General features: G+C 50.7%; 9 protein-coding genes and 1 pseudogene. 6 read left to right on the top strand and 4 right to left on the bottom strand.

The window, feature by feature from the left end:
- The 3 genes and pseudogenes from ACOJS8_RS09375 to ACOJS8_RS09365 all read left to right on the top strand — a co-directional run.
- Positions 1 to 352 (top strand): annotated as a pseudogene (locus tag ACOJS8_RS09375) (SusC/RagA family TonB-linked outer membrane protein); the annotation flags it as partial.
- 19 nt (positions 353 to 371) lie between these two features.
- On the top strand, positions 372 to 1,925 hold the full coding sequence (locus ACOJS8_RS09370; RefSeq protein WP_420148275.1) for a SusD/RagB family nutrient-binding outer membrane lipoprotein: 1,554 nt from the start codon (positions 372 to 374) through the stop codon (positions 1,923 to 1,925).
- Between the two features lie 93 nt (positions 1,926 to 2,018).
- Complete coding sequence (locus ACOJS8_RS09365) at positions 2,019 to 5,429, top strand: VCBS repeat-containing protein (protein ID WP_420148274.1); 3,411 nt, start codon at positions 2,019 to 2,021, stop codon at positions 5,427 to 5,429.
- 111 nt (positions 5,430 to 5,540) lie between these two features.
- On the opposite strand, the gene ACOJS8_RS09360 is transcribed toward ACOJS8_RS09365, so the two are convergent.
- The 3 genes from ACOJS8_RS09360 to ACOJS8_RS09350 all read right to left on the bottom strand — a co-directional run bounded on the left by ACOJS8_RS09360 (position 5,541) and on the right by ACOJS8_RS09350 (position 11,244).
- Positions 5,541 to 7,118, bottom strand: coding sequence for a SusD/RagB family nutrient-binding outer membrane lipoprotein (locus tag ACOJS8_RS09360; RefSeq protein WP_420148273.1), 1,578 nt, complete (start codon positions 7,116 to 7,118; stop codon positions 5,541 to 5,543).
- 55 nt (positions 7,119 to 7,173) lie between these two features.
- Entirely contained in the window at positions 7,174 to 10,293 is a 3,120-nt protein-coding gene (locus tag ACOJS8_RS09355; RefSeq protein ID WP_420148272.1) for a SusC/RagA family TonB-linked outer membrane protein, read from the bottom strand.
- 363 nt (positions 10,294 to 10,656) lie between these two features.
- The gene (locus tag ACOJS8_RS09350; RefSeq protein ID WP_420148271.1) at positions 10,657 to 11,244 is read right to left on the bottom strand and encodes a hypothetical protein; all 588 of its coding nucleotides are present in this window, start codon (positions 11,242 to 11,244) and stop codon (positions 10,657 to 10,659) included.
- 367 nt (positions 11,245 to 11,611) lie between these two features.
- On the opposite strand from ACOJS8_RS09350, the gene ACOJS8_RS09345 reads away from it, so the two are divergent.
- From ACOJS8_RS09345 to ACOJS8_RS09335, 3 genes are all read left to right on the top strand, one after another.
- Positions 11,612 to 13,420 (top strand): serine hydrolase domain-containing protein, encoded by a 1,809-nt coding sequence (locus ACOJS8_RS09345; protein ID WP_420148270.1) that lies wholly within the window; start codon positions 11,612 to 11,614, stop codon positions 13,418 to 13,420.
- Positions 13,421 to 13,523: 103 nt separating this feature from the next.
- A complete protein-coding gene (locus tag ACOJS8_RS09340; RefSeq protein ID WP_420148269.1) occupies positions 13,524 to 16,571 on the top strand; it encodes a SusC/RagA family TonB-linked outer membrane protein in 3,048 nt (1,015 codons plus the stop codon).
- 61 nt (positions 16,572 to 16,632) lie between these two features.
- A complete protein-coding gene (locus ACOJS8_RS09335) occupies positions 16,633 to 17,934 on the top strand; it encodes a RagB/SusD family nutrient uptake outer membrane protein (protein WP_420148268.1) in 1,302 nt (433 codons plus the stop codon).
- Positions 17,935 to 18,076: 142 nt separating this feature from the next.
- Here the strand turns inward: ACOJS8_RS09335 and ACOJS8_RS09330 are convergent.
- The coding region (locus tag ACOJS8_RS09330) for a HEAT repeat domain-containing protein (protein WP_420148267.1) at positions 18,077 to 19,537 on the bottom strand (1,461 nt) is incomplete at its 5' end.

Here is a 19,537-nt window from a genome sequence, read left to right as displayed (position 1 = left end):
AACGGCTATTACGTCCGAGCAATTCTGGCAGACTGTATCGGGCAAACGCTACGGCTGGGGTGAGTTCTTCGCGTACGATGCCACCAACTTCCGCGTGCGGGAGCTTTCGGTAGGTTACCGTATTCCCGTACCGTCGAACTTCTTCATCAAGTCGGCCCAGTTGTCATTTGTTGCGCGTAACCTCTTCTGGCTTTATCGGGGAAAATCGCTGCTGGATATTCCCGGAATTGGGAAACGTACCATGTGGTTTGATCCCGACGTTAATATCAGCAACGGCAACTTCCAGGGGGTTGAGTACGGTACGTTGCCATCGAACCGGAGCCTTGGCGTCAACCTGAAACTTTCTTTTTAACTTGAACCTATTACAAACCATGAATGCATATAAAAAGCTATTAAGACAGACTATTGTAGCGGCTGGGCTGGCGGCTCCTTTATTCTGGGCTGTTGGCTGTACGGAGAATTTCGACGAAATCAATACCAATAAAACCAAGATTACCATTATTGGCGCCGGCGAAATTCCTTATCTGTTCTCAAAAGCGCAGTCGGCGGCAACGCTTCCCGGCGGAAACTATCAGGTCGGACAGAATCTGTTTTCGGATCAGTACGCCCAGTATTTCGCCTGTGTTGCTACGTATTTCCCGTCCGATCGGTTTGTGATTCGGATGGACTGGCTGGGTGGCCCCTGGACGGCCATGTATACCGAAGTTGTGCCTCAACTGAAAACCATTTTAGCCAGCACAGACGCTAACTCGGCTGAAAATGCACTGGCTAATATCTGGTGGGTGTACGCCTTCCATCGCTGGACGGACTACGTTGGTCCTATTCCGTATTTCAAAGCGGGCGAACCCGCTACGTCGGTTGCTTACGACCCGCAGGATAAAATCTATGATGATTTCTTCAAGAAGTTAGCCGCTGCCACGACCATACTAAAAGCGAAAACGGCCGAGAAACCCTACGGTTCATTCGACCTGATTTATGGTGGCGACGTAAACAAATGGATCAAATTTGCCAATACGTTACGGCTTCGGCTGGCGCTACGTATCTCGAAAGTTGATCCGGCCCGCGCTAAAACCGAAGCGGAAGCTGCCGTAGCAGGTGGTGTGCTGACAACCAGTCCTGCCGATGATGCATTGGTGCAACGTAGCACGAAAGGTGGCGATAACAACGGTCTGTCGATCATGTCGGACTGGAACGAGTTCCGGATGAGTGCGGCCATGGAATCGGTGCTGAAGGGTTACGAAGATCCACGGATGCCGACCTATTTCCTGCCAGCAGTTAAAACCGGTACGTATGAGGGTTTACGGAATGGCCTGGGTACGACCCAGTTAACGGAACAGATCAACACGGCTGATTACAATTCGCACACAGGGCAACGCTGGACGTCAACCGGTTTGGCAACACCACAGAACGTAATGGCTACGGCCGAAGCGTATTTTTTGATGGCGGAAGGTGCGCTGAATGGCTGGAATATGGGCGGCACTGCGAAAGATTTTTATAACAAAGGCATTGAAAACTCCATGAAGCAGTGGGGTGTGTCGGATGCTGCAGCCATAACCGCCTACCAGAACAGCACGAAAACACCGATTGCACCGAATGATTATCTGAAATCGGCACCGTTGAGCAATATTCCCGTAGCCTGGGGCGCCACCGAAGCGATTCAGCGCGAACAGATTGGTACGCAGAAATGGCTGGCAATTTTTCCGGATGGCTTTGAAGGCTGGGCTGAATACCGCCGGACCCGGTTCCCGAAACTATATCCTGTGGTCAATTCCGATAATCCGGATATTCCAGCGGGTGGCGTGTTACGTCGGATTCCGATTCTGCTGGTTGAACAGCAAACCAACGCTACGGAGGCTGCCAAGGCGGTGTCGCTGATCGGTGGCCCGGATAAAGTGACAACGCCCCTGTGGTGGGATAAAAACTAATTGAGGTTATCTTTACCAAAGAGGTCGCGAAAGCGGGCGATGATTCGTCCGCTTTCGCTTTTTCAATACCAACCGTAGCTGAGCGTGTATTTTATGAAGCCGTTTTTTCAGTTTAGCTTACTCGTATTCCTGCTGTCTGCCTGCGGAAACAGCGATACGTTATTTGAGAAGTTATCGTCCTCCCAAACCAACGTTACGTTCAAAAACACACTCGACGAAGCCCCCGATTTTAACGTACTGAAATACGGCTATTTCTACAATGGTGGGGGCGTTGCGGCTGGCGATTTCAACAACGACGGTCTGGTCGATTTATATTTTACCGGCAATCTGAACGCTAATAAGCTGTACCTGAATCGAACGGAGCCGGGTTCGGGGAAAATAACGTTTGACGACATCACCGAAAAAGCAGGCGTAGCGGCTGCCGATGGCTGGAATACCGGCGTTTCGGTCGTAGACATTAATGGCGATGGCTGGCTCGATCTCTACGTTTGCCGCTCAGCCGCCGTAGACGTTCGGCTGCGCCGTAACCTGCTCTTTATCAATAATAAAAACTTGACTTTTTCTGAGAAAGCAGCTGAATATGGGCTGGATGATCCGGCTTATTCAACGCAGGCCGCCTTCTTCGATTATGACCGTGACGGTGATCTGGACTGTTTTCTGTTGAACCATTCGGTGCAGGAATTTGCGGGATTCAGTCGTATGCTGAGCAGCTATAAGCAACAGACCAATCCAAACTATTCCAGCAAGTTATACCAGAATCAGAACGGCAAATTTGTCGACGTATCGGCTTCGGCAGGTATGATTTCCAACGTACTGAGCTTTGGACTGGCCGTGGCCGTAACGGATTTCAACAACGATGGCTGGCTCGATCTCTACGTATCGAACGATTACAACGAAAACGATTACCTCTATATCAATCAACAGAACGGCCAGTTTCGGGAAACCGTACGAGAGTCGATGGGGCACACGTCGCTTTATTCGATGGGGTCCGACGCGGCCGATGTCAATAACGATGGTCGGATGGATTTGCTCACGCTCGACATGCTTCCCGAACGTAACGAACGTATCAAACTCACTTCTGGCGACGATAATTACGATAAATACGATCAGTTGCTACGTGCCGGATTTCATCACCAGACGATGCGGAATATGCTTCAGTTGAATGTTGGAGCAGAGGGCGTAGGGCATGGGGCAAAGGGTGAGCTTCGGCCCCAACCCTCTTTACCCCATGCCCTCCACCCCATGCCCCATGCTCTACGCCCTCTGCCCGCTACCCCGATCTTCTCCGAAATAGGGCAACTGGCGGGAATTTCGAATACCGACTGGAGCTGGGCCGGTCTGTTTGCCGATTTCGACAATGATGGCTGGAAAGACTTGTTTGTGACGAACGGCTATGCTCGCGATTACACGAATATGGAGTTTCTGAAGTTCACGATGGACGAGCAGTTGAAGTCGCGAACAACGGGTGCATCGTCCGATCCGATGACGGTTATAGCTAAAATGCCCAGCATCAATGAGCCGAATTATATATTTCGGAATCGGTCCGGCGATCCGGCGGGGCAGCTCACATTTGACAACGAAACAAAAGCGTGGGGATTCGATGAACCTACGCAATCGAACGGAGCGCTGTATGCCGATCTGGACAACGACGGTGATCTGGATCTGGTAGTAAACAACGTAAATGCGGAAGCGGGAGTTTACGAAAATCATGCCGATAAGTCCGGGCAGAATCACTACGTTACGTTGCAGCTAAAAAGCCAAAATCCGGCGCAGCTCATGGGCGCACGCGTGAGTGTTTGGGCAGGAGGACGTATGCAGGTGCAGGAGTTTATGCCCGTACGTGGTTTCCAATCATCTATGTATGGACCACTGGTTTTTGGTCTGGGCAATGCTTCGCAGGTTGATTCGGTCCGAATTCGCTGGGCCGATGGTAAAACGCAATCAATGCGTTCGCAAACCGCCAGTAAACTGACCATTACGTATGCACCGACGGGCGAAGCGCTGCCCGAACGCCAGTCAAAATCATTCTGGCAGGCTACCGATTTATTGAACGTAACGCATCGCGAAGACACGATAAACGACTTTAAGATTCAGCCGCTGCTTCCGTACATGCTTTCGCAGACCGGCCCGCGCTTTGCGATTGGCGATATAAATGGCGATGGGGAGGATGATTTATTTGTTGGTGGTGGCCGAAATCAGGGTGGACAGGTGCTCGTGCAACGTAGTGGTCGTTTTTCCGTGATGCCTCAGCCTGCTCTTTTGGCTGATCGGGCTTGTGAAGATGCCAGCGCTGAATGGGTTGATGTGGACGCAGATCGGGATCTGGACTTGGTGGTTGCGAGCGCAGGCTATGAGTTACCCGCCGATGATGCCCGGCTGCTCGTACGGCTCTACCTCAATGATGGCACTGGCCGATTAACGAAAGCTGCTACGTTGCCGAACATACGTATCAGCGCATCCTGCGTTCGGGCGGCTGACGTAGACGGCGATGGCGACCAGGATTTGTTCGTTGGCGCGCGGTTTATTCCAGGCCGTTATCCGGAATTGCCAGCGAGTCATTTGCTGCTCAATGATGGTAAAGGCCGTTTTATGGACGTAGTGAATCAGCAATCTGTCTTGACCAATCTCGGTATGGTTACGGATGCGGCTTTTGCGGATCTCAACCGCGATAAACGCCCTGAACTGATTGTAGCAACTGACTTTGATGCTGTACAGGCGTTTACGTTTCAGAACGGAAAAGTACAGCCGCTTACGAACGTGCTGCCCAACGTAACAGGTTGCTGGAATCGCCTGCTTATACAGGATTTCGACAACGATGGGGATGCTGATATTGTCGTGGCGAATGCTGGTCTGAACAGTCAGGTTCGGGCTACGGAAAAACATCCGCTACTGCTCTACGGAATTAAAACGTCGACAAACAACGTACTGCCGGTTATGGCTGATTATGAGCGGAATAGCGCAGAGAATGCACAGCCGCATCCGTTCAATGCGCGTGATGAAATGCTCGATCAGATGGTAGCGCTACGTAAGAAATTCACCGATTACACCAGCTATTCTAAAGCAACCATCACGGATTTATTTGAGCCGGATGAGTTGAAAAGAGCGCAAAAGCTGGAAGCAGCCAATTTGCAGACGGTTCTGTTTCGGAATGAGGGAAATGCAGGAACCAATCGTTTTGTCGTTCAGCCGTTACCCATTGAAGCACAGATCAGCCCGGTTTATGCGCTGGCAACCGCCGACGTCAACCACGATGGATTACCCGATTTGATACTAGGTGGTAACCGGACGTACAACCGCGTTCGACTGGGGAAAAATGATGCCAACCGAGGTCAGTTATTCATTAATAAAGGCAAGGGCAATTTTGCGTATGTACCTATGCCTCAGTCGGGCTTACTGTGGGATGGCGACGTTCGTGATCTGATAACTATCAAGTCTTCCGGACGTACTGAACTGCTGGTTGGCATAACCGGGCGGCCAGTCCGAACGTTTGAACTGGTTCGGTGAGGTGAAAGTAGGGGTGGCTTTGCGCAGGGATTGCAGGGTATAGCGCGGAAAATAATCCCTGCCATTCCCCGCAATCCCTGCGCGAAGCCCCCTTGCTACCCACGCTACTACTTAATTTTTATCCCACCAGAGGGGCGTAGCGGCATTGTCTGGGCCGCCTAGTAAGGAAGCGGCAGTCGTCACAGCGTCTGCGTTGGTTTGTTTTTCCAGAAGTAGGAACGGAATCCGGCGAGGGTGCGCTGTTATCGGTACGTCTGTATTTACGGAATTCACTACGTTATACAGCTTCGGATACCCGCTTCGGCGTACTTCGGCCCAGGCTTCCATGCCATCAGGATAAACGGCCAACCACTTTTGTGTGCCAATCTGTTCGCGCTGAATCGCTTCGGTTGCACCCCATTTTACCGGAATCGTTGAAATAGCGGGCGACTTTTGCTGATCCTGCGGAGCGATGGGCGTTTTGGTGCTATTTACATACGTATCAACGGCGGCTCCGGTAATGCCCCAGCCTTCCATGGATGCCCGAATGCCTTTTTCATACGCCTGCTGCGCGGTTGTGCCGCCAACGTTCCAGCCATTTAGTGCCGCTTCGGCAATCAGGAAATAGGCTTCAGCCGTGTGCATAATATCCTGTTTGGTCGCATACTGCTGCGCCCAGCTCGACCCGGCTCCGGTGTTTTTAATCCAGCGATCCCCAATGTTTGAGTTGTTATCGTTGGTATTGAGCGGATCGGTCAACTCGGTCGGCCCTAGTCCATTACGTAACCCTTCGTAGGTTTTTGTACTAAAAGCGGGCTGGAAATAAATACCGATGCGTGGGTCTTCGTAACCTTTCAGGAACGATTCCATTGTAGCACTCATCCGAAATTCGCCCCAGCCCGAAATCGTCGCTAACCCGTTGTAGTCGTTACCCGTCAAATTCTTGGTCATCAGCGCATTGTCGGCTACATCGGTCAGCAAGCCCCCTGCAATAGCGGCTTCGGCTTCGGTTTTCGCCCGAGCGGGGTCTACTTTCGAGATACGTAGCGCCAGCCGTAACCGTAACGTATTAGCAAACTTGATCCACTTCGCTACGTTGCCCGAATAAATAATGTCGTACGTACCGTACGGAGTTTCCGAGGTTTTCCCTTTCAAAACCGTTGTGGCAGCCGCCAGTCGTTTAAAGAAGTCGTCGTAGATGTCTTTCTGGGCATCGTATTTTACGCTATTCGCCGGTTTGCCCGCATCAAAATACGGAATAGGGCCGTAGTAATCCGTTAAGCGATGGAAGGAAAAAACCCACCAGATGTTCGCCAGCGCGTATTGCGACGACTGCGCATCCGTATTATCGAAAACGGCTTGTAACTGAGGGACTACCTGCGTATAAACCGGGTTCCAGTGGTTGTTAACCCAGGTCGGGTGCATAAAAAACCGGTCTGACTGGAAGTTAGGCGTCGTGGTCGCAAAGTACTGGGCGTACAGATCGGCAAAAAGATTCTGCGCCGTTTGATACGTACCGGCTGCATACGAAGCCTGTTGGAGCGCCCGTGAATACAGATAAGGAACCTCTGTGGTCGTTACGGCCGTAATGGCTGTTTTGCTGGTATTAATTTCGGCAAATTTACTAGTGCATCCGCTCCAAAGTCCGGAGGACGTAGCCAGTAATCCAATTGCCGATAATTTTAGTACGTTAGGACGGGTCAATTTCATGATTATTTCTTGATCAAATGATAGAGTCTGATTGGGTTAATCGAGCCTTTCAGCATTAGAAACCTAATTTGAGATTAAGGCCGAGCGTGCGGGTCGATGGAAGTGCTCCGTATTCAGAACCCTGATAATTGGCTGCGCTCAGGTTAACATCGGGATCGAAGGGCAGCTTTCGATTGGCCAGACCCGGAATGTCCATGATGGCATTGCCGCGATAGAGCCAGAACAGGTTACGGGCCGTTACCGACAGACGGGCATTTTTGATGAACCAGTTTTGCGGCACCGGAAGATTATATCCAAGCGTAAATTCGCGCAGACGGGCATTGGTCGTTTCATAAGCGAAGAATTCGCCCCAGGTATAGCGCCCCTGCGAAACGGTTTGCCAGAACTGCTGAGCCGTAACGGCTTTGGTGTTGGCTTCACCCGTTGCCGTTACGCCGGGCAGAATCCAGCCTCCGTCACGATATTGGGTTGTATAATCAGCCGTACCGTCGTAGGCCAGGTTGCCGTCAGTTCCCGAAACCATAATGCCGCCCACCCGACCATCGATCAGGAAGCTCAGCACAAAGTTTTTATACGAGAACGTATTGTTGAACCCGAACGTCAGCTTTGGATTGAAGTTGCCAATCGTTTTGAACGCACTTACGACAGGTAGCCCCGTAGCCGTAACCAGCTGACGCCCCTGAGCATCCGTTGCCCAGCCATACGCCTGTAAATCGCCGTACGATCCGCCCACCTCCACAATCGCCGTTGTCGTTCGGGTATTACCGCCAAGGGTAGCCGTTTTCACGTTTGGAAGCAGTTCAACGATCGTATTCACGTTCCGGGCTACGTTGAGCGATACGTCCCAGGCGAGGGCTTTTTTCAACGGCGTACCGCTGATGGTCAGTTCGAATCCTTTGTTATTGATTTTTCCGGCGTTAACGTATTGACTGGCAAAGCCCGTTGCGCGGGGCTGGTCGAGGGTTAGAAGCTGGTTGACCGTGTTGCTGTTATAATACGTAAAATCGACGCCCAGACGGCCATTCAGGAAGCGCAGATCAGCGCCAAATTCGGTAGAAGACGAAATTTCAGGCTTCAGATTTTCAGCCGGACGAGTGGTATTTCGGGAGATGTAGCCACCACCTGCTCCACCCTGAGCGAACACGTAGGTTGGGGTGATGCTATACGGAGCGGCATCGTTGCCCACCTGCGCCCATGACCCGCGAAGCTTGGCGAAACTGATCCAGTTGGGCAATTTCAGTGCTTCCGACAGGATCAAATTAGCGCCGAACGACGAGTAAATGTAGGAGTAGGGTGGAGGCAGCGTTGACGACCAGTCGTTCCGAACGGAAGCATCGACCGTCAGGTAATCGCGGAACGAAACCGACGCTGTGCCAAATACGTATTGAAGTTCTTTTTCACTATAGGCCGTAATCTGGGTTAAGGCTGATGCAAACGCCAGATCGAAGCGGTTGGCAACCGATAGGCCCGTTGTGCTGGCACCCACCTGCGAAAAACGGTTATACGTTTGTCCGGCACCAACGTTATACGTAATGGCGAAATCTTTACCGATCTTGTTGTTGCCCGATACAATGACGTCCATGTTCCGCTCGACCTGTTCGTTGGTATAATCGCTGTACGAACCGCCGGGACCCGCAAAAAGTAACGTATTGTTGGCGTAACCGAAGTTGAAGCGGTCGCCATACCAATCGTAGCTGATCCGTCCCTGAATGTTCAGCCAGTCGGTGAAATTAAATTTAGCCGATCCCAGCGCAATCATCCGGTTCCGTTTTTCCGACGCAAAGGTTTTGTTCAGCGTCCAGTACGGGTTCATGTAAATACTGGAGCTGGTCCAGTACGTTGGTTTCCCATTCGCATCTTCATACGTATTATATACGTTGTTCAGATCAACGCTACGTGGTACTTTATAAAGGTTCATCGTAATGGAGCTTTCTTCGCCCGACCGGGGTTTGTTCTGGATGTTCTGGCTCGTGTAGGTCAGTTTGGCGTCGGTCGAAAACCGCTTCGAAAGCTGCGTACCAACCCGTAAATTGAACGTGTGGCGCATCAGGGAGTTGTTTTTCAGAATACCCTGATTGTAGTTGTTGGTGTAGGAAGCGTAGGTCTGTATTTTTTCGGAACCACCTGCAATACCGATCGAATTATTGGTTGAAAGCGCATCGCGGAAAAAATCCTTGACATTGTCGGGATACGTAGTAGCCGGAGCGCCCCAGCTATAGGGCGAGTTGGCGCTGCTGGTTCCGCCCGAACCCTGCCCGTACGTATTCTGGAATTTGGGCAACATAAAGGGCGACTCAGTTTGTACGCCAGAGTTTACATCGACCGCTATTTTTCCGGCTTTCCCTTTCTTGGTCGTAATCATGATGACGCCGTTAGCGGCCCGGCTGCCATAGAGTGCCGAAGCAGCAGGCCCTTTCAGTACGTTCATGGATTCTATGTCGTCGGGGTTGATGTTATTCGCGCCATCGCTACCGTTGATGCCCCCGAAATCACTGGTTACCTGCGCACGAACCGTGTTGTCGATGGGAACGCCGTCTACAACAAACAGCGCATTATTATTCCCCGTAATCGAGCGGTTACCACGTAGCACCACCCGCGTAGCTGAACCCGGTCCGGATGCGCCCTGCGTAACTACCAGTCCGGCAATCTTACCCGACAACGTATTAACGAAGTTCGCATCGCGCACATCCGTTAGTTTTTTACCATCGAGCGTTTGGGTTGAATAGGTTAACGTTTTGGCCGAGCGTTCGATCCCGAGGGCTGTCACTACCACTTCATTCAACTGCTTGGAGTCTTCGCTGAGCATTACGTCAATAACCGAGCGGTCGCCAACAACAATTTCCTGTGTGAGACTGCCGATCGCCGAAAAGACCAAAACGGTGTTGCTGTTCTCTACCGTAATTGTGTAAACGCCACTGCTATTGGTTGTTGTGCCTCGTGATGTGCCTTTAATCACGATGTTTGCGCCCGGCAGGGGAGTGCCGTTGGCATCTTTAACCGTTCCGGAAATGTCTCTGGCGATACGTGCATTGATGGTGTTCTTTCCAGAATCTGCGTACGTAACGGCTGGAGCGGACAGAAATGCTGTCCAGGCTCCCAACAGTACGGTCGTGCAACGCCGTAGCCTCCGATAACTGACACTCCTCTGGTCAAAAGAGAGTATTGATTTTTGCATAAGTTTGGTTACGTTAAAAATGGGTAATAACTACTTGTTTGGCAACTTTCGCAAGCGAGTCCGAAAACGAACAATCAGGGGCTTAAATAGTGATAGTGTCGCCTGAAATTCTTTGTTGAGGGGTTAATTTAATAGATTAATTCGGTAATTGACAAAATACCGTTTCAAATAGAATGGATGGGGATAGGAAATATACTTAGTCTCACTCCTTGTTGAAGGAAGCATAAGTTGGCCGTTTTGAAGCCCGTTATTACCTAACAAAGCCTGTCTGGGTCAATTACAAATCATAAAAAAAGCCAGTCGAAAGACTGGCTTTTTTTATGTGATCTTAACCGATCTGGATCAGAATAATTCCTGAATCAGTCACTCAGTAGCCTGATTTGAGTGGGTATCTGTATAAAATAACCGCACTACAAAATTTGCCTGATTCGCCGGGTTGTTCAAGTCGTCGACCTGATCAAATTGCGCTAGTTTATCAGGTTGATCGTAGTAAATGTCCTCCAGATTCTGGCTGGTAATCAGATGGATGGGCGAATCGGCTTTACGACTGAAATAGTATAGTGTCGGCGTATGAGCCAGTCCTCCCATTGCCATCCAGGCAGGTGTCGGTTTGCTGTAAATATAGATACGGTCGGAATGCTCAACGCGGTATAAATCGCCGTCGAAGCTGCGGTAATCGACGCCATCTTTCCGTTCACCCCACAATGCAGAAAGTGGAATTTTCTCCTCGGAAGCGTTAGGCTGATCAATTTTCAGGGTGGGCTGAAAGGTTTCCTGGCGTATGCGGTAGCCGGGTTGACCACTGTCGAAACCATCTGTTAGTTTGTGCTTCGCAAAATCAATGGCCGATAAATACACCCCATTGTCAGGGAAAGGGACAAAGTTGTCAGCCTGTTGAGCCAGCGCTGAAAAAGGCAACAAGGCTATGGTTGCTACGATTACAGTTTTCATAACAGTAAAATGAATTGGTGAAACAAAAAATAAAGAATCGTGGTATCAGATTCTGATCAGACAAGCCTGATACGGGTTCAGTACGTGTGTTTCATGCGTCTCACTACGTTATTCTGTTGTTGAGGCAAACTTGGGCCGCTTAAATTAGAATCGCTTAAGTTCCTGATTAATTAGTGGTTAATCATTTTGTGTTACCTTAAGCTTCACAAATTTGTCTGCTGTTACGTAGTGACTTTGATCCTACTGCTCAGATACCTTTATGCGCCAGTAGCAGAAACAGTTTTTAATAAAGTTGCATAACCAGTGCTGTAGAAAGTAACTTGGGGTAAAATCAGGCAATGCTTTGCCTTCGCTTTTGCCATTCACTATGAAAGCTTATCTGGTAAGCCTCGTTTTGTTCATCAATTACATTGCGGCTTTTGCACAGCATCAGGCGAAAAACAGGGTTAAATTAACGGCCATTAAGGACGTTGAAAAGCAGGTAGTCCTGTTCAACAACAAATCCGGCTTTATTCCAGTCAAAGAACTGAAGGGACTGAAAATTGCCAGTGTTCATATTAGTTATGACCATCATACTACGTTGGATAGCCTGATGGCCAACTATGCAGCCGTTACGTCGTTTGCCCTCAAAAATTCTGAGATTGATTCTACAGCTTTTGCCCTCCACGACAAACTGAAGCTGTATAACCTGGTAATTATCAGCCTGTCAGACGCGTCACCTTTCAGTACGAAACTGCTGCATTTTATTCTGGATCAGCAGTTCGTTAACAACGTAGTGATTGTGCTGGCAGGAAGTGGAAAGAATCTGGCCTTTCTGGAGCCGGTACAAGCACCCATTGTCTGGTATAAAGCGAATACGGCCGCGGGGGCTTCGGTTGCGGCACAACTGATCTTTGGTGGAGTTGCCGCTACGAATCGACTGGACGCTACGTACGGCAATGTGTTTAAGCAAGGGAGCGGGTACACTACGCAAAAAGTTCGGCTAGGGTATTCAGTGCCTGAAGCGGTTTCGGTAAACAGTGACCAACTGACGGCTATCGATTCGCTGGTGAAGACCAGCATTACGTCCCACGTTACGCCAGGAGCGGTTGTTCTGCTGGCCAAAGATGGCCAGGTCGTGTTTCACAAAGCTTATGGGAAGCACACTTATAACGGGCATGACGTTACCCGGCTCAGCGATATTTTCGACCTGGCTTCCGTCACGAAAGTCAGCGCGACAACGCCGTCAGTCATGCGGCTTTACGATCAGAAACGCCTTGACCTGAACGACCCGATCAGTAAATACGTAGCAAGAACCCGACTCATTCCTGATAAATCGGACATCAAAATCAAAGAAGCGCTCCTGCACGAAGCCGGATATACGCCCTACATTAAATTCTACGAAAAACTCAAACCGTCGGATATGAATGCTGATTCTTCAACAGCGTATCCGACCAAAGTGGCCGACCATTATTTTCTTCGGGCGAATTATTTTGAGGACGTAATGTGGCCCGTGACGCTCTACTCGAAAGGTGGAACGCGGGGAAAGTACGTCTACAGCGACGTCAGTATGTACATGATGAAAGAGGTCGTGGAAACGGTTTCGCATCAAAAACTGAATGACTACGTACTGAATGAGTTTTATCTTCCTCTGGGAATGCAATCGGCTGGTTTTCTGCCCCGAAACCGGTTTCCCCGATCGAGAATTGTACCGACCACCGAAAACGACAACTGGTTCCGAAGTATGCTGGTGCAGGGCTACGTCAACGATCCGGGCGCGGCTATGGCGGGTGGGGTAGAAGGTCATGCCGGTCTGTTTGCAAGCGCCAACGATCTGGCGATTCTGTACCAGATGTATCTGAATAAAGGCTCGTACGGAGGTGTACAATACATCGAACCCGCTACCATTGAGTTGTTCACGTCGAAACAATCGGAAGGGAGTGGACGAGGCTACGGATTTGATCGGACGAAGCTTCCCGGCGAAGCGACAAAAGCCTATGCTTCCGATCAGGCGTATGGGCATTCGGGCTATACGGGTACTTACGTATGGGTCGATCCCAAATACAATCTGGTGTATATCTGTCTGACGAACCGGGTGTATCCCGACGATGGTAAAACCTACGGAAAACCGGCTATGAATCTGCGGGCGCTTATCCTGGATCGGATTTACGACGCCGTTCAAAAGGGGCTTAATTGATGAATGTCGCCTGTGGGGAAGGTTTTCTCTACAGGAAAATTGAGTATATTACTTGGTCACGCCTGGTTCAGAGGCTTTTTACGTGTATTAGTATTAACTTTCTATGAAACCAACTCTATTTTTTTTACGAAGTAGCTTTTGTCGGTTACTCCTCATTTTCTTCTTTCTGATTGACGGGCACGTTTTCGCCCAGCGAACTGCTTATACGTTTCGCGGAACGGTCACGAATAAAACCGAAGGTGTTCCTATGCCGGGAGCATCAGTGGGAATTGTTGGGACAACCTACGGCGGTATTACCGAAGCTAATGGAGAATACCGGTTTACGGCAACAGTAGCGCCCGGTACGTATACGCTCCAGTTCAGCTCAGTCGGTTACCAGACGCAGACTCAACGTATCACACTCGCTGGAAACACGACGATTTCTACCAATGCCAGCCTGGGTGATGATGCACTTGGTCTTGATGAGGTGGTTGTAACCGGAACGTCGGGAGCCACCAGCCGGAAACAACTGGGAAATACCATCGCTACGGTGCAGGCTAAAGATTTTCAGCTCTCGGCCGCTACGTCGATTGATCAGGCGCTGGCAGGTAAACTTTCCGGTGCGCAGATTACGCAGAACTCCGGTAATCCGGCGGGTGGTATCAGCGTTCGGCTCCGGGGCCCCAGTACAATTGTAGGCTCCTCAGACCCGTTGTATATTGTCGATGGGGTTATCGTCAATAATGACTCGCGCGAACTGATTGACCTCGGCGGTTATTCGCAGAACCGGCTGGTCGACATCAACCCGAACGACATCGACCGGATCGAAATCATTAAAGGGGCGGCTGCGGCTGCTATCTACGGATCGCGGGCTAATAATGGCGTCGTTCAGATTTTCACCAAACGGGGAAAAGAAGGAAAACCTACCATCAGTTTCTCTACGCAGTTTCGGTTGAGCGAAATTCGGAAAACGCTGCCCTACAACGAATATCCCGCTACGTTCAGTAACACGACGGTTACGGATGCGGCTCAGACGCCCGTAACGCGCTACGATCTCCAGAAAGATATTTTCCGGACAGCCGCCGGGCACGAAGAATACTTATCCGTATCGGGTGGTACGGCCAACACGCAATACTTTTTCTCGGGCTCGCTTTTTGCCAATCAGGGAATTGTCAGAGGATCGGACTTTAGTCGGGCGTCCAGCCGGATGCGCATTCAACAGACCTTAACCAAATGGGCAACGTTGAGCATTGGGTCTAATTACATCTACAGCAACAGCCGCGAGATTCCGAACGGTGGTATCAACGAAGCCTATGGCGCACTGACGGGTTTTATTTTCAGTAATAACTTCATTAACCCCCAACCTGATCCAACAACCGGAATTTATCCATCTACAGCCCCGGTATCGGTCGTACGTCGAACGAATCCGCTGGAGGCCATTGCCCGTTTTGACTTTCGTCAACGTACCAGTCGGTTTATTGGTGATGCGCAGCTCAATCTGACACCGCTGCCGGGCCTGGGTATTGACTTCACGTTTGGGCTGGATACGTATTCGCAACTGGCCACGGGTTATATTCCACCCAATAATACAACGCCATCCTACAATGCGGGATATTCACGCAAAAGCGAAGCCTCGATCTTACAGCTTAATAACGACTTAAATATCCGATACCAGGCTAATCCGACCGACTGGCTGAAATCAACGACGGGTATAGGCGCTACGGTGCAGTATGATCGGAGCTTTACAACGGGCATCACGGCGCAGCAGTTGGGCGTTTTCGGTCAGACGATTAATAATGGCGCTAATATTGTTGCGTCAGAAAATCGGACGGAACGAAGCTTTTTTGGCGTATTTGCTCAGCAGACGTTTGGCTTATTTAACCGATTTTTTGTAACGGCCGCCGGGCGGGTTGATGCGGCTTCTGTCTATGGCGTCGACAATCGCTGGCAGTTCTACCCCAAACTCAGTGGTTCATATGTAGTATCGGACGAGTCGTTCTGGAAAGGCTCATCGTTGAACGATATCTTACCCGAATTTAAAGTCAGAGCGGCCTGGGGGCAGGCGGGTAACCTGACAGCCATTGGTCCCTACGATCGGTTTACCAACTACGCACCCGTAACGGTTGGCGGTCTGGTCGGATACCTTGCACCGGCTCAACTGGGGAATTTCAGTGTGAAGCCTGAACGTCAGACGGAATTCGAAATAGGTACGGATTTCAGCCTGGCCAAGAACCGGATTGGTGTCGAATTTACGTACTACAACAAGCAGGTAAGGGATCTGATTCTAAACCGGACGCTTTCGCCGAGCACGGGCTACAACAACCGTTTCGTGAATATCGGCACCATGACCAACCAGGGCTTTGAAGTACTGGTACGTGCCATTCCGGCTGAGACGAAAAACGTTCGGTGGAATATCACAGCGACCTACACACGTAACAAGAACGTAACGGATGGCGTGGAAGGCAACGGCGTACTACCATTTGCGGGTGGTTTTGGCCAGGTGGCTGCCGTCAATGGGTATGCGTTGGGCGCCTTCTATTCGACATTCTTTGCCCGTAATCCCGACGGAAGTTTGCTGCTGACACCGGGAGGTTTACCTCAGCGGGAGCGGGGTGTTCAGGGTGCTAATGGTACGTACACAGTGCAGCGCGCGGCCGATGGCCAGCCGAGTGGTACGATTTTGAGCCGAGTAATCGGTAATCCAAACCCGACGGCTATTTACTCGCTCATCAACGAAGTATCGGTAGGTTCACGCTGGTCGTTTCGTATGCAATGGGACGCCATGCAGGATTTTGACGTGTTCAACTTTACCAAACGCGTCGGTGATCGTGATTTATATGGTGGGCTGAAAGGCTACGAGCCCGAATTGCGCGGAGACGTACCAAAAGGAACGAGTGCTGCTCTGTTCGCCATTTTTGAAAACTGGATTGAAGACGGCTCTTTCGTGAAACTTCGGGAATTGTCGGCTGCGTATACCGTAGCGCCTAAATTCTGGGGACTGAGAAATGTTCGGTTCAGCGTAGCGGGCCGTAATCTGCTGTCGATTGACAACTACAGCGGCTACGATCCCGAAACGAACGCGGCTGGTCAGACCAACGCGGTACGCGGCTTCGATTTTGTGGAGGTGCCAATTCCAAGAACAGTTACGGTAGGTATCAACGCAAATTTCTAAACGACTTTCCCGCGTAAGCGCTACGTCTTGACAACGACGCTACGTATTAAACGATCTGAACATGAAATCGATACGAATTCTTTTTCTTATAGCCGCCCTGTCCACGGCGGGTTGTAAACTGGATATTACGAATCCGAATGGTCCCACTGATGCGCAGGTGCTTACAACCCGCGATGGCATGATTACGCTGAGCATTGGTATGCGGCAATTTTATTCAACCTCTGGGCTTGAATCGCTTATTCTGACGCCGGGAACTACGGCTCGGGAAGTCAAGGGAATTACTACGTTTACGAACATTCTCGAACTCGAAGCCGGAGGAACCGGACTGCCTACGTTCAACGGCAACGTATTGAATCTATGGCTCCGGCTCCTGCGCGTAATGGGCATGGCTGAAGATATTATGGCCAACGCGTCAACCGTGTTGGCGAGCGATGCGGGGATGCGTAGTGGCGTAATGGCCCATGCGAACCTATTCAAAGCCATGGCACTAGGCGGACTCGCAACGGCCTTCGAGCAACTTCCGCTACAAACCAACCGGGCTGGACAGGCTACTTTCTCGGATCGGAAAGCTGCGATAACCGAAGCCATCCGGCTATTGGACGAAGCCGTTACGTTAGTGACCGCAACGCCCCCTTCAGCCGCCTTTAACAGTCAGGTAGCCGGTACTGATTTTGATCTGATCAACACCATTCAAGCGTATCGGGCTCGGTATAATCTGGTGGCGGGTAACTACTCGGCAGCACTGACGGCCGCCAATGCCGTGAATCTGAATGCACGGTCGCAGTTTGTGTATAATACGCAGAGTCCTAATCCTGTCTATCAACAAGTGCAGATTTCGGCCAATTACGCGCCCAGAGCTAATTTTGGTTTACCGACAACGCTGGTAGAAAATGGCGACGGGCGGCTGGCGTTTTATTTAACTACGCCCGACAAAACCATCAATGGCGAAGTGCTCAAAACACTCAAGGGTTTTTTTGACGCGATTGATCGGCCGATTCCCGTTTACCTGCCCGACGAAGTTCGGCTGATTCGTGCCGAAGCGCTGGTACGTAGCAATGGCGATCTGAACGCGGCCGTCACCGACATCAATGCAGTGCGGACGCAACGAACCGGCGATCCGTTTGGTGTCTACCCAGGCCTAAATGCTTACAGTGGAGCCGTTACGTCCGATGCACTGCTGGTGGAAATTTATAAGCAACGCGGAGCCGAATTATTCCTGACTGGGCAGCGCCTGGAAGACAGTCGTCGTTTTGGACGTCCTGCGCCCCCCGCCAACCTGACGGAGCGAAACCGAAATTTCTACCCCTATCCTGATCAGGAACGATTAACGAACCCCGCTACGCCCGCTGACCCGGCTATTTAAAAGGCATGGGGCATAGGGCAGGGATGGCAGGGATTGTATTACAGTAAGATTTATTCTTGCAACTTATAAAGTGATTTATAAAACAAAAATGCCGCTTCCTGTTGACTCAGGAGCGGCATTTTTATCGATGAGGGGTCTATCCCTATTTATCATCCTTGAGCGTCGCCAGGAAGCTCACTACGTCCCTAATTTCTCGCTTGGTGAGCAGATACTTCATTTCGGGCATACTCGATGGCGCGGTTGTCCGTTTGGCAATTTGCGATTTTGGAATGCTGGTGTCGGGCTGATCACCTACTTTTACTGTCACTTGCGTAGGCGTTTCTTCCTGTAAAATTCCATTAATCGTTTTGCCGTTTTTCAGTTTTAGCTCAACGGTTCCGAAGCCCGGCGCTAAGCGGGCGCTTGGGTTAATTAACGCTTCCAGAAGTTGTTCGCGGGTAAGTCGGCTGGCGACACCGTTCAGACGGGGACCGGCATTTCCACCCAGATCGTCGTAGGCATGACACCGAATACACTGCGCCGTCTGATGGCGGAAGAAAATCCGCTGCCCAGCTTCGGGCTCTCCACCCAGTAAACTGCCTTTATACGTAGCAGCCAGGGCATTCGGCGATAATTTAGACGTAATGGCTTTATAACGAGCGGTTAACTGGGGTGAATGACTGCTTTCGATGGCTTCCTCCAGTTCCAGTTGAAGTTCGGCTGGCAACGTACCGGCTGTCATCTTAGCCATCAATTGGTCGAACGCCTTCTGCGAACTGGCAATGGGAAGCTTACCCAGTGTGAGCAGTGCCGCCTGTTTCTCTTCCGTCGTGCGCGTGTTGATCACCTCCGAGAGCAGACTGACCATACGATCTTTGGCCATTGATGATTTGGCCAATAAATCCAGACCGGCTACACGTACGCTTTTTTCGTTATCGGCTAGCGCAGTTTCTATGGCCTTACCGAGTTGTTTGTCGTTTAATGCAGCCAAGGCACGTAATGCAGCTACACGTACCGAAGCGTCTTTATCCGTTGTCAACTGACGGAACAAAGGTTCGGAGGCTTCCGTCAGGTTCAGTTTCGTAATGGCTTTGATCGCGCTCAACCGAAGAGGGACCTCCGCGCTTGTCAACGACTTCGTGTACAGGTCAGCCGTTTTGGATTTCACTAGGGAAGGGTCTCGTTCAACAGCGCCCCGGTAACGTCCATCGACCCGGTCCAGCACCGAAGGTTTGGCCCAGGTACTTAGTGCTTCCATCGCTTCGGCACGCATCGCAACCGGATTGCCTTCTTTCTGAGCGTAGTCAACCAGCGTTTGCATGGCTTCGGGCGTACCAACCCGTAGACTCGCATTGATCGAACGACGTATCAGCGCTTCATTTTTAAACGATGTCGTTTGTAGTACCTTGCTCAAAGCCGGTAATGCGTCCTTAATAGATAAGTCGTCGTTGATACCACGGGCGGCTTCCGTAACGATAAACTCATCCTTGTCCGCCAGGAAAGCGGCAATACCCGGATTGTTCATACGACGAAGCGCTACTACTGCGCCGATACGTACCCCCCGGGACGGATGACTGGCCAACGCTACAACCGGCTCGGCGTTGCCAATACGGGCCAAAGCCAG

This window comes from Spirosoma sp., from assembly GCF_048594605.1.
Taxonomy (GTDB): domain Bacteria; phylum Bacteroidota; class Bacteroidia; order Cytophagales; family Spirosomataceae; genus Spirosoma.
This window is presented reverse-complemented; position numbering and strand designations above follow the sequence as displayed.

Bases quoted from the DNA above. Each gene is read 5' to 3' on its own strand.
- ACOJS8_RS09350 (WP_420148271.1), bottom strand. From the start codon at position 11,244: ATGAAAACTGTAATCGTAGCAACCATAGCCTTGTTGCCTTTTTCAGCG.
- ACOJS8_RS09340 (WP_420148269.1), top strand. From the start codon at position 13,524: ATGAAACCAACTCTATTTTTTTTACGAAGTAGCTTTTGTCGGTTACTC.
- ACOJS8_RS09370 (WP_420148275.1), top strand. From the start codon at position 372: ATGAATGCATATAAAAAGCTATTAAGACAGACTATTGTAGCGGCTGGG.
- ACOJS8_RS09365 (WP_420148274.1), top strand. From the start codon at position 2,019: ATGAAGCCGTTTTTTCAGTTTAGCTTACTCGTATTCCTGCTGTCTGCC.
- ACOJS8_RS09360 (WP_420148273.1), bottom strand. From the start codon at position 7,118: ATGAAATTGACCCGTCCTAACGTACTAAAATTATCGGCAATTGGATTA.
- ACOJS8_RS09335 (WP_420148268.1), top strand. From the start codon at position 16,633: ATGAAATCGATACGAATTCTTTTTCTTATAGCCGCCCTGTCCACGGCG.
- ACOJS8_RS09355 (WP_420148272.1), bottom strand. From the start codon at position 10,293: ATGCAAAAATCAATACTCTCTTTTGACCAGAGGAGTGTCAGTTATCGG.
- ACOJS8_RS09345 (WP_420148270.1), top strand. From the start codon at position 11,612: ATGAAAGCTTATCTGGTAAGCCTCGTTTTGTTCATCAATTACATTGCG.